Origin of the sequence: Lysobacter antibioticus, assembly GCF_000731095.1 — a bacterium.
GTDB classification, from domain to species: domain Bacteria; phylum Pseudomonadota; class Gammaproteobacteria; order Xanthomonadales; family Xanthomonadaceae; genus Lysobacter; species Lysobacter antibioticus_B.
This window is the reverse complement of sequence record NZ_JMTZ01000038.1, coordinates 88,867-101,544: the sequence shown is the minus strand read 5'-3', so window position 1 is coordinate 101,544 and position 12,678 is coordinate 88,867. Positions and strand designations below refer to the sequence as shown.

The 12,678-nt window shown below is 69.6% G+C and carries 2 protein-coding genes; both read left to right on the top strand.

Translation table 11 applies throughout. The features are described 5' to 3' along the window. Window positions 1-11,229: non-ribosomal peptide synthetase (locus EX88_RS0112975; protein WP_051885073.1), on the top strand; the 11,229-nt coding region annotated here is incomplete at its 5' end. Between the two features lie 56 nt (window positions 11,230-11,285). After that, complete coding sequence (locus EX88_RS0112970; RefSeq protein WP_036148802.1) at window positions 11,286-12,548, top strand: pyridoxal phosphate-dependent decarboxylase family protein; 1,263 nt, start codon at window positions 11,286-11,288, stop codon at window positions 12,546-12,548. The last annotated feature ends 130 nt before the right edge of the window (window positions 12,549-12,678 follow it).

Below are 12,678 nucleotides of genomic sequence, written 5' to 3'. Positions count from 1 at the left end.
GAGTTCGCCCGCGACCGCCGCTTCGCCAGCGGCCACGAGACCGTGCTGCTGCATTCGACCCACGCTTTCGACGCCTCGACCTACGAGCTGTGGGTGCCGCTGTTGAACGGTGGGCGCATCGTGGTCGCGCCGGCCGGGGCCAGCGATGGCCGCGACTTCCAGCGCCTGATCGAAGCGCACGACGTGCGTAGCCTGTGGCTGACCGCCGGCCTGTTCCACGAGTTCGCCGAATCCACGCCCGAGCTTTTCGGCAGCCTGCGCCAGGTCCTCGCGGGTGGCGACGTGCTCTCGACCGATGCCATCCGCCGCCTGCAGGCGCGACATCCGCGCCTGCGCATCGTCAACGGTTACGGCCCCACCGAAACCACTACCTTCGCTCTGACCTGCGCCGTGCCGACCCTGCAGCCGCAGGCGCGTTCGGTACCGATCGGCACGCCGCTCGACAACATGCAGGTCTACGTACTCGACGAGGCGCTGCAAGCGGTGCCGGCCGGCGTGCCCGGCGAGCTGTACATCGCCGGTGCCGGCCTGGCGCGCGGCTATCTGCAGCGCCCCACGCTCAGCGCCGAACGTTTCGTCGCCAACCCCTTCGAAATCGGCCAGCGCATGTACCGCTCCGGCGACCGCGTGCGTTGGCGCGGCGACGGCCAGATCGATTACCTGGGTCGCGCCGATCAGCAGATCAAGCTGCGCGGCTTCCGCATCGAACTCGGCGAAATCGAGGCCGCGCTGACCCAGGCCGGCTACGCCCAGAACGCGGCGATCGTGCGCGAAGACCGCCCCGGCCAGAAGCAATTGGTCGCTTATGTGGTCGGCGACGCCATCGACGGCGAAGCGCTGCGCCATGCGCTCGCCGAGCGCCTGCCCGAGTACATGCTGCCGGCCGCCTTCGTCGCGCTGGATGCGCTGCCCTTGACCGCGAACGGCAAGCTCGACCGCAAGGCCCTGCCCGCGCCCGACTTCGCGCCGAGCAGCTTGCGCGAACCGCGCACCGCCACCGAATCCGCCTTGTGCGCCTTGTTCGCGCAGGTGCTCGGGCTGGAACGGGTCGGCATCGACGACAGCTTCTTCGCCCTGGGCGGCGACAGCATCGGCTCGATCCAACTGGTCAGCCGCGCCCGCCGCGTCGGCTTGCGTTTCAGCGCCCGCGACGTGTTTCAGCATGCTTCGGTGCAGGCCCTGGCCCAGGTCGCGGCGAGCATCGTCGAAGCCGACACGGTCGAGGTCGAAGCGCCGGTGGGTGCGTTGCCGGCGACGCCGGTCATGCGTTGGCTGCTCGAACGCCAAGGGCCGTTCGACCGTTTCAGCCAGTCGATGCTGCTGCGGGTGCCGCCGCTCAGGCAAGCGCCGCTGCAGGCCGCGTTGCAGGACTTGATCGATCACCACCATGCCCTGCGCCTGCGCCTGGGCGCGGACGACAGCCTGGAAACCCTGCCGCTCGGCAGCGTCGATGCCGAAACCTGTCTGCAGCGCGTCGACCTGGCCGGCCTGAGCGGAGAAAGCCGCGAAGCCGCCATGCAGGCCGCCGCCGAAACCGCGCAGAACCGCCTCGCCCCGCGCGAGGGGCGGCTGCTGCAGGCGGTCTGGTTCGACGACGGCGAGGACTCGCGGCTGTGGCTGGCGATCCACCATCTCGCCGTCGACGGCGTGTCCTGGCGCATCCTCGTACCCGATCTGCAGGCCGCCTGGGACGCACGCGCCGCAGGCCATGCCCCGGCCCTGGAGCCGGTGCCGACCTCGTTGCGTCACTGGGCCTTGGCGCTGCCGAAGCTCGCCGAGGCGCGCCGGCACGAACTGCCGTTCTGGCAGGCCATGCAGGACGGCCACGACCCGCGCCTGAGCGCGCGTGCGCTCGATCCGCAACGCGACACCAGCGCCACCCAACGCGGCCTGTGGCTGCGCCTGGAAGCGGATACGACCCGGCTGCTGCTGACCCGCGCCACCGAACGCATCCACGGCCGCATCAACGACGTGTTGCTGACCGCGTTCGCGCTGGCGCTGGCCGACTGGCGCCGGCGCCGCGGCCTCGACGAGGCCGACACGGTCCGCTTCGATCTCGAAGGCCACGGCCGCGAAGCCATCCTCGACGGCGCCGACCTGTCGCGCACGGTCGGCTGGTTCACCAGCCTGTTCCCGTTGCAACTCAGCTTGCCGCGCGGCGAGCGCGAGGCCGCCCTGCGCGGCGGCGCGCCGCTGGAGCGCGCGCTCAAATCGGTCAAGGAGCAACTGCGCCGCCTGCCCGACCACGGCATCGGCTACGGCCTGCTGCGCTATCTCAGCGACGCCGGCCGCGAGGCCTTGCAGTCGCTGCCTCCATCGCAGATCGGCTTCAACTATCTGGGCCGTTTCAGCGTCGCCGGCGCCGGCGCCCACGAGCCGCACTGGACCCTGGCCGACGAGGCCGCACTCGGCGGTGACGGCGACGAGGCGCGTCCGCTCGCGCATGCGCTCGATCTCAACGCCAGCACCGAGGACGGCGCCGAGGGCCCGGTGCTCTGCGCCGGTTGGAGCTGGGCCGGCGAGTTGTTCGAGGAGGACGCGATACGCGACCTCGCCGAAACCTGGTTCGCGGTGTTGCGCCGCATCGCAGAGACCGTCGCCGACACCGAGCGGCATCTGCTGACGCCCTCGGACGTGCCGCTGACCGCGCTCGACCAGCCCCAGATCGAGACCATCGAAGCCGCGCAACCGCCCCTGCTCGATCTGCTGCCGCTGTCGCCGCTGCAACACGGCTTCCTGTTCCACGCCGTCTACGACCAGGACGCGGGCACGCCTGCAACCGCGGCGGCCGACAGCTACGTCGTGCAGATGGCCTTCACCCTCGACGGCGAGCTGGACGGCGCCGCGCTGCGTCGCGCCGCGCAGGCGCTGCTGCAACGCCATCCGAACCTGCGCGCGGCCTTCGTCCATCAGGACCTGGCCGCGCCGGTGCAGGCAATACCGCGCGATGCGGTGCTGCCGTGGCGTTCGATCGCCCTCGAAGGCAATGCCGAAGCGCGCAGCGCCGCACTCGACGCGCTGCTGCACGAAGACCGTGCGCAAGGCTTCGATCTCGCACGCGGCCCGTTGCTGCGCTTCACCCTGGTGCGCGAACACGAGCGCCTGCATCATTTGGTGCTGACCAATCACCACATCGTCTTCGACGGCTGGTCGCTGCCGATCCTGCTCGAAGAACTGTTCGCCTTGTACGGCAACGGCGGCGACATCGATGCCTTGCCGCGGGTCGCGCCGTATCGCGATTACCTCGCCTGGCTGTCCAAGCGCGACCGCAACGCCGCGCAGCAGGCCTGGCGCGCTTATCTCGACGGCGTCGACGAAGCCACCCGCGTGGCCGGCGGCGCACACGCCGAGGCAGGCACGCAAGTACTCGCCCGAAGCCTGCCCGAGGCCTTGAGCTGCCAGTTGAGCCACCAGGCGCGCCGGCTCGGCCTGACCCTCAACACCCTCACCCAGGCCGTCTGGGCCTTGTTGCTCAGCCGCATCACCGGCCGCGACGACGTGGTCTTCGGCACCACCGTATCGGGGCGCCCGCCGGACCTCGCCGGCGTCGAACGCATGGTCGGCCTGTTCATCAACACCGTGCCGGTGCGCGTGCGCCTGCAGCCGCAACAAAGCCTGGAAAGCCTGTTGCGGAGCGTGCAGGCCGAGCAATCGGCCTTGCTCGAACATCAGCACTTGAGCTTGCCGGAGGTGCAACGACTGGTCGGGATCGGCGAGCTGTTCGACACCCTGACCGTGTTCGAGAACTACCCGATCGACGAGACCGCGTTCGGCGACGACGGCGCCAGCGTGCCCGGTGCCGGACTGCGCATCGGCCGCCACAGCCAGCACGGCGGCGATGCCTCGCATTACCCGCTCGGCCTGGCGGTGATGCCGGGCGAGGCCCTGCGCCTGAGCCTGAGCTACCGCGACGACGCTTTCGACGCGGCCCAGGCCGCACAACTGCTCGGCGCCTATGGGCGCATTCTCGAAGCGATCGCGCAGGACCCGGAGCGCAGCCTCGGAAGAGTCGAGCTGCTCGACGACGGCGCACGCGAACGCCTGCTGCTGGCCTATAACGCCACCGCGGCCGAAAGCACCGGCTGCACCGGCCTGCACGAGTTGTTCCAGGCCCAGGCCGCCAGCACGCCGAACGCGCCGGCCCTGGTCGGCGCCGACAGCCAGCTCGATTACCTCGCCCTGGAACGTCGCGCCAACCGTCTCGCCCATGTCCTGATAGCGCGCGGCATCGGCGCCGAGGACCGCGTCGCAGTGGCGCTGCCGCGCTCGCCGGAGGCCATCGTCGCCTTGCTGGCCGTGCTCAAGGCCGGTGCCGTCTATCTTCCGCTGGACCCGCAACATCCGCTTGAACGTCTCGGCCATATCCTCGGCGATGCGCGGCCGGTGCTGCTGGTCGCCGACGAGGCCTTCGCCGCTCGCCTGCAAATCCTGGGCGATGCGACGCCTGTGCTTGCGATCGACGCGCCGGCGACGCGCGAACTGATGCAACTGGCCAGCGAACGCGCACCGCGCGACAGCGACCGTCGTTGCGTCCTGCGCGATCACCACATCGCCTACGTCATCTACACCTCCGGTTCGACCGGACAGCCGAAGGGCGTTGCGGTCGAGCACCGCCAGGCGCTGAACTCGATCCGCGCCCGTGCCGCGCGCTACGCGCCGCATCGCAGCGCGGTGCTGCTGCCGTCGCTGGCCTTCGATGCCTCGCTCGCGGCGATCTTCGGCAGCCTCGCCATCGGCGCCAGCCTGGTCTTGCCGGCCAGCGGCCTCGAACACGATCCGCAGGCCCTGGCCGCCTTGGTCCGGCAACACCGGGTCGAGCAATGGATCAGCGGCCCGAGCCTGTATGCGGCGGCGCTGGAACAGGCCGATGCACTGGCCTCGCTGCGCAGCGTCGTGCTCGGTGGCGAAGCGATTCCGCCGAGCGTCCGCCAGCGCCACGGCGAATGCGCTCCGCTGGCGCGGCTGTACAACGAATACGGCCCCACCGAAGCGACGATCTGGTGCTCGTCCGCCGAAGTCGGCGAAGCCGATGCGAGCGAGCTGGGCTGCATCGGCGGGCCGATCGCCAATACCCGCTTCTACGTGCTCGACGCCGCCCTGCAACCGGTCCCGGTCGGAATCGCCGGCGAGTTGTATATCGCCGGCGCCGGCATCGCCCGTGGCTATCTCGGCCGCGCCGGCCTCAGTGCCGAACGCTTCGTCGCCAACCCGTTCGAGCCGGGTGCGCGCATGTACCGCACCGGCGACCGCGTGCGTTGGCGCGACGACGGCCAACTGGCCTACCTCGGCCGTGTCGACCAGCAGGTCAAGATCCGCGGCTACCGTATCGAGCTCGGCGAGATCGAGGCCGCGCTGGCCCAGGCCGGCCAAGCGCGCAATGCGGTGATCCTGCGCGAGGACCGCCCCGGACAGAAGCAACTGGTCGCCTATCTGGCCGGCGACCGCATCGACACCGCGGCGTTGCGCGAGACCCTCGCCGGGCAGTTGCCCGACTACATGCTGCCCGCGGCTTTCGTGGTGCTAGAGCAACTGCCGCTGACGCCGAACGGAAAACTCGACCGCAAGAGCCTGCCGGCGCCGGATTTCGCCAGCGGCTCGCGCGAACCGCGCAATGCCCTCGAAACCCTGCTGTGCGAGTTGTTCGCACAGGTGCTCGGTCTGCAGCGGGTCGGCATCGACGACAGCTTCTTCGCCCTCGGCGGCGACAGCATCGGTTCGATCCAACTGGTCAGCCGGGCGCGACGCGCCGGCCTGCGTTTCAGCGCCCGCGATGTGTTCCAGCAGCAGTCGGTGCAGGCGCTCGCCCGCGTCGCCACGGCGATGGAAAGCGCGGGCACGGCGCCGGTGGAAGCGCCGGTCGGCGTGCTGCCGGCCACCCCGATCATGCATTGGCTGTTGCAGCAGGACGGGCCGTTCGAGCATTTCGCCCAATCGATGCTGCTGCAGGTGCCGCGACTGCAACGCGAGCCGTTGATCGCCGCGTTGCAGGACCTGATCGACCATCACGATGCCCTGCGTCTGCGCCTGAAGGCCGACGACGTGCTCGAAATCGGCGCAGCCGGCAGCGTCGCCGCGATCAGTTGCCTCAACCACGTCGACCTGCACGGGCTCGACGCGCAGACCCGCGCCTGGACCATCGACCAGCACGCCCAGGCCGCGCAGCAGCGTTTGTCGCCGTGCGAAGGCCAGATGCTGCAGGCCGTATGGTTCGACGACGGCGAGGATTCGCGCTTGTTCCTCGCCCTGCATCACCTCGTGGTCGACGGCGTGTCCTGGCGCATCCTGATCCCGGACCTGCAAGCGGCCTGGGAAGCCCGCAGCGCCGGTCGCGCCGCCGAACTGGAAGCGGTGCCGACCTCGCTGCGTCATTGGGCGCTGGCCTTGCCGAAGGCGGCGGCCCAACGCAGCGGCGAGCTGCCGTTCTGGCGTTCGATGCTCGACGGCCTCGATCCGCCGCTCGCTACCCGAACGCCGGCTCCGCAAGGCGCCACCAACGCCGGCCGACACAGCCTCGGCCTGCGCCTGCAGCCCGAGGTCACCCGGCTGCTGCTGACCCGCGCAACCGAACGCATCAACGGCCGCATCAACGACGTCCTGCTGTGCGCGTTCGCCCTGGCCGTGGCCGAATGGCGCCAGCGTTACCTCGGCATCGACCTCGACACCGTCCGCTTCGAGCTCGAAGGCCACGGCCGCGAGGCCATCGTCGACGGCGCCGATCTCACGCGCACGGTCGGCTGGTTCACCAGCCAGTTCCCGCTGCAGCTGTCGCTGGCCTATATCGAACGCGATGCGGCCCTGTCGGGCGGCCCCGAGCTCGAACGCGCGCTCAAGTCGATCAAGGAACAACTGCGCCGCCTGCCCGACCAGGGCATCGGCTACGGCCTGCTGCGCTACCTCGACCCGGTCGCCGGCGCAGCCTTGGCGGCCTTGCCGGCGCCGCAGATCGGCTTCAATTACCTGGGCCGTTTCGCCACCGCTGGCACGACCGCGCAGCAGCATTGGGCACCGGCAACCGAGGTCTTGCTCGACGGCCCCGCCGGCGCGACGCAGGGCCTGGGACATGCGCTCGACCTCAACGCCACCACCGAAGACGGCCCGGAAGGCCCGGTGCTGTGCGCCGCCTGGAGCTGGAACGGCGAACTGTTCGACGAGATCGCAGTGCGCGACCTCGCCGAGACTTGGTTCGCGGTGCTGCGTCGCATCGCCGCCACCGTCGCGGCCGGCGAGCATCGGCTGCTGACTCCGAGCGACCTGCCGCTGATCGCGCTGGACCAGCGCCAGATCGAAACCATCGAGGCGAACCAACCTCGCTTGCTCGACGTGCTGCCGCTGTCGCCGCTGCAGCACGGCTTCCTGTTCCACACCCTCTACGACGAACAAGCGCAGGACCGCTACATCGTGCAGATGGCCTTCACCCTGAGCGGAGCGCTCGATGCCGCGCGTCTGCGTCGCGCCGCCCAGGCCTTGCTCGAACGCCATCCGAACCTGCGCGCCGCCTTCCTCCATCACGGCTTGCGCGAGCCGGTGCAGGCGATTCCCTGCGAGGTCGATCTGCCCTGGCAGGAACACGCGCTCGACGGCGAGGAGGCGAGCCGCGAGGCCGCACTCGAAGCCTTGCTACTCGACGACCAGCGCCGTCGCTTCGATCTCGAACGCGGACCGTTGCTGCGCTTCACGCTGATTCGCGACGGTTCCGACCGCGACGGCCATAGCGCGCGTCACCATCTGCTGTTCACCAGCCACCATATCCTGCTCGACGGCTGGTCCTCGCCGATGCTGTTGCAGGAGCTGTTCGCCCTGTACCGCAACGATGGCGACAGCAGCGCCCTGCCGCAGGTCGCGCCGTATCGCGATTACCTGGGCTGGATGTCGACGCGCGATCGCGAGCGTTCGGCCGCGGCCTGGCGCGAGGCCTTGGCCGGGCTGGTCGAACCGACCCGTCTGGTCGCGGCCTCGACCGCGGCGACGGTGCCTACCGCGTTGTCGCTGAGCTTGCCGGCCACGCTCGGCGATGCGCTCGCGCTGCAGGCGCGGCGCCATCAGCTGACCCTCAACACCCTGGTCCAGGCGGCCTGGGCGATCGTGCTGGGGCATCTGACCCGTCGCGACGACGTGGTGTTCGGCGTGACCGTGTCGGGACGCCCGCCGGACGTCGCCGGCATCGAGCGCATGATCGGTTTGTTCATCAACACCGTGCCCTTGCGCCTGCAACTGCGTCCGCAGGAGAGCCTGCTCGAACTGTTGCAGCGCTTGCAATTGCAGCAATCGGGCCTGCTCGAACACCAGCACCTCAGCCTGGCCGAGATCCAGCGCATCGGCGGGCTCGGCGAGTTGTTCGACAGCTTGCTGGTATTCGAGAACTTCCCGGTGGAGCCCTCCGCGGTCGGTCGCGGCAATGACGACCACGACAGCGTCGAGATCGCGCTTCGCGGCAATCACGGCGCCGCGGCGACGCACTACCCGCTCGGCCTGTCGGTGACGCCGCCGATGCCGGGGCAGCCGCTGCATCTCGACCTCAGCTATCGACCGGACCTGCTGGATGCCGCGCGTGTGCGCGCTATCGCCGGCCGTTTCGCGCGCGTGCTGGAAGCCATCGCGCAGGCTCCGGATACCCGCGTCGCCGCTCTCGATCTGCTCGACGACGACGAACGCGCGCAGGCACGGCAACGCAACGACACCGCACGAGCGGTGCCGGACGCGACCGCGATCGCGCTGTTCGAGGCCCAGGCTGCGCGCACGCCGGATGCGGTGGCGCTGATGTTCGGCGAGCAACGCATCGCCTATGCCGAACTCGACCGCCGCGCCGACCGTCTTGCTCGCCGCCTGCAGGCCGAGGGCATCGGCCCCGACAGCATCGTCGGCCTGTGCGTGGAGCGCTCGCCGGACGCGGTGGTCGGCCTGCTCGGCATTCTCAAGGCCGGCGGCGCCTACCTCGCGCTCGACCCGGACTACCCGCAGCAACGCCTGGCCCACATGCTCGGCGACGCGCGTCCGGTGGCCGTCGTCACCCAAGCTTCGCTCCGTACGCGCCTGCCGGAATCGTCGGCGCGGCTGATCCTCATCGACAGCGAAGACAGCGTCCCGGAGGCGCCGGTGCGCGGCACCCCTCATCCCGAGCACCTCGCCTATCTGCTCTACACCTCCGGTTCGACCGGCAAGCCGAAGGCGGTGATGGGCACGCACCGCAACGTCGCTTCGCGCCTCCATTGGGACATCGAGTCGGACGGCGCAATCGAGGAAATCTACGCGCAGAAGACCACGGTCAACTTCATCGACGTGCTGTGGGAACTGTTCATGCCGCTGATCCGCGGCCAGCGCGTGCTGGTCCTGACGCGCGAACAAGCCACCGAGCCCGAGCGCCTGATCGAAGCGCTCGCCGAGGCCGAAGCCACCCGCATCGTGCTGGTGCCTTCGTTGCTGCGGGCCATGCTCGACAGCGGCATCGATCTCGCCGCCCGCCTGCCGAAGCTCTACTACTGGTCGTGCAGCGGCGAAGCCTTGAGTTTCGAACTGGCGAACCGCTTCAAGGCGGCCTTGCCCAAGGCGCGCCTGCTCAACATCTACGGCACCTCCGAGTTCTGGGACGCGACCTGCTTCGAGGCCCGCGCCGAGGACACCGGCGACCACGGCGTGCCCCTGGGGCGCTTGATCGACAATATGCGCGCCTACGTGCTCGATCCCTTCCTGCGGCCGGTGCCGGTCGGTGCGCCCGGCGAACTATACGTCGCCGGCAGTGGGCTCAGCCGCGGCTATCTGCGCCAGGCCGGGCTCAGTGCCGAGCGCTTTCTTGCGAATCCGTTCGAGCCCGGGGCGCGCATGTACCGCTCCGGCGACGTGGTGCGTTGGAACGAGGACGGCGAGCTGGAGTACCTGGGCCGCGCCGATCATCAGCTCAAGATCCGCGGTTTCCGCATCGAGGCCGGCGAAATCGAAGCCTTGCTCGCAGCCGACGACGCGGTCGCCCAGGCCACGGTCAGCGTGCGCGAGGATCGGCCCGGGCAGCGGCAACTGGTCGCCTATCTGGTGCCGGCCGCGGGCCGCCGTCCGGACACGCAGGCCTTGCGCGAAGCGCTCGCGGCGCAGCTGCCGAGCCATATGCTGCCTTCGGCCTGGGTGGCGATCGAACGCCTGCCGCTGCTGCCGAACGGAAAAATCGACCGCAAGGCGCTGCCTCCTGCCGACGCACCCGCACGCCGCGCCGCCAGCACGCCGCAGCAACAAGCGTTGTGCGCCTTGTTCGCCGAAGTGCTGGAACTCGACGAGGTCGGCATAGACGACGACTTCTTCGAACTGGGCGGCCATTCCTTGCTCGCACCGCGTTTGATCGGCCGCATCCGCAGCACCCTCGGCGCCGAACTGTCGACCCGGGTCCTGTTCGAGACCCCCACCGTCGCCGCCTTGGCGCAACGGCTCGCCGAGCCGCTGCAGGCGCTGTCGTCGCTGCAACCGTTGCTGCCGATCCGGACTCAGGGTTCGTTGCCGCCGCTGTTCTGCCTGCATCCGGCCGGTGGCCTGGGCTGGTGGTATAGCGGCCTCGCACGCCATATCGATCCGCAGCGACCGATCTATGCCTTGCAGGGTCGTGCGCTGGCCGACGGCGCGAGCTTGCCGGAGCGCCTGGAAGACGTCGCCGAGGACTGCCTAGCGCAGATCCGCGCCGTGCAACCCGAAGGGCCGTATCACCTGCTCGGGTGGTCCTACGGCGGCGTGCTCGCGTTCGAGATCGCGCAACGCCTGCAGCAGGCCGGCGAACAGGTCGCGCTGTTGGCTTTGCTCGACAGCTACCTGCTCACCGCCTTGCCGCAGTTCGACCCGACGGCGAACGACAAACCGCGCGAACGCATCCTGCACGAGTTTCTCGAACACAGCGGTTGCGACCTCGCCGGTTACGACGCGGCGGTGCCCGACTACGCGCGTGCCGCGCAGTTGCTAGACGGCAGCGTCTATTCGGGCTTCGACGCCGGCCAACTCGAACGCTTCATCGCCGCGACCGCCAACGACGTCGCGATGCTCGGCCGCTACCTGCCGCGCCATCGACTGCAGGGCGAACTGGTCTATTTCAACGCCGCCGCCGGCAAGGGCGATGGCGACCCGGGCGCGGCCGAGTTCCAGACCCGGGTCGACGGCCGCGTGCATGTCCACGACATCGAGTGTCGACACGACGAGATGGCGCACCCGCAGCACCTGGCCCGGATCGGCCGGCTGCTCGCCCAGCGCTACCGGATCTGAGCGATGACCTCCTTTTCCCTCGATTTTCCCTTTGACCTGATACGAGACAGCGCACCATGACGCGGTTCAATTTCAACGGTCGCAAGACCCTGCCCTCGCGCGGCCAGGCCTGGAGCGAGCTGCAGGAAGCCATGTCCGATCTGCGCAGCGGCGACGCCGACTGGCGCCACGGCCGCACGCCCCTGCACGTCTATTACGCCGGCGAGGACGTGCTCGACGTCGCCCGCCAGGCCTATGCGATGTTCATCAGCGAGAACGCCCTGGCGCCGGCGGCGTTCCCGAGCCTGAAGCGGATGCAGGACGACATCATCGACATCTCGCTGTCGCTGCTCGGCGGCGGCGACGATGCCGGCGGCACCATGACCTCGGGCGGCACCGAAAGCATCATGCTGGCGGTGCGCAGCGCCCATCGCGCCTTCCGCGAGCGGCGTCCGCAGGCGCGTCCGCACTTGCTGCTGCCGACCAGCGCGCATCCGGCCTACGACAAGGCCGCCGACCTGATGGGCCTGGACGTAGTGCGGGTGCCGATCGGCGCCGACTACCGCGCCTGCGCCGACATCCTGGCCCAGCACATCAACGACGACACGATGATGATCGTCGCCTCGGCGCCGTCGCTGCCGTTCGGCACCATCGACCCGATCGCCGACATCGGCCGGCTCGCGCTCGAACGCGGCGTGTGGCTGCACGTCGACGCTTGCATCGGCGGCTTTCTCGCCCCGCACGTGGCCAAGTTCATGAGCGGCCTGCCGCGTTTCGACCTCAGCGTGCCCGGCGTGCGCTCGCTGTCGGCCGACCTGCACAAGTTCGGCTACGCCGCCAAGGGCGCCTCGGTGATCCTGTACGCCGATGCCGAAGACCAGGAACACCAGTACTTCGAGTACTTCGACTGGCCCAAGGGCATTTACCGCACCGAAACCCTGACCGGCACCCGCCCCGGCGGCGCCGTCGCCGCGGCCTGGGCGGTGATGCATTACCTCGGCGAGGCCGGCTACCGCGCGCTCGCGCAGCGGGTGATGCACATCCGCGACCGCTACATCGAAGGCATCGACCGCATTCCTGGCCTGCACCTGCTCGGCCAGCCTGACCTCAGCGTGATCGCCTTCGCTTCCGACCGCTACGACATCCACGACGTCGGCGACGCCATGGAGGCCCGCGGCTGGTACATCAGCCGGCTGTCGAACCCGGCCGCATTGCACATGACCGTGACCCCCGGCCACGACCAGGGCGTCGACGATTACCTGAGCGACTTGGAACGGTCGATCCCGCATGCGGACCGGCCGGCCCTGCGTTCGCAATCGCGGACCGTGGTCACGTACTGATCGCAGCGCCGATCCGGATCATGCGCGATCGATCCGATCGGTAACCCAAGCACGGCATCCTTCCACCCTCGGGACCGGCGAACACCGCACCGCTCGCCTTCCCCTTCATCGCAACCGCAAGCAGGAGCAC

Coding starts and splice junctions, on each gene's coding strand:
- EX88_RS0112970 (WP_036148802.1), top strand. CDS start 11,286: ATGACGCGGTTCAATTTCAACGGTCGCAAGACCCTGCCCTCGCGCGGC.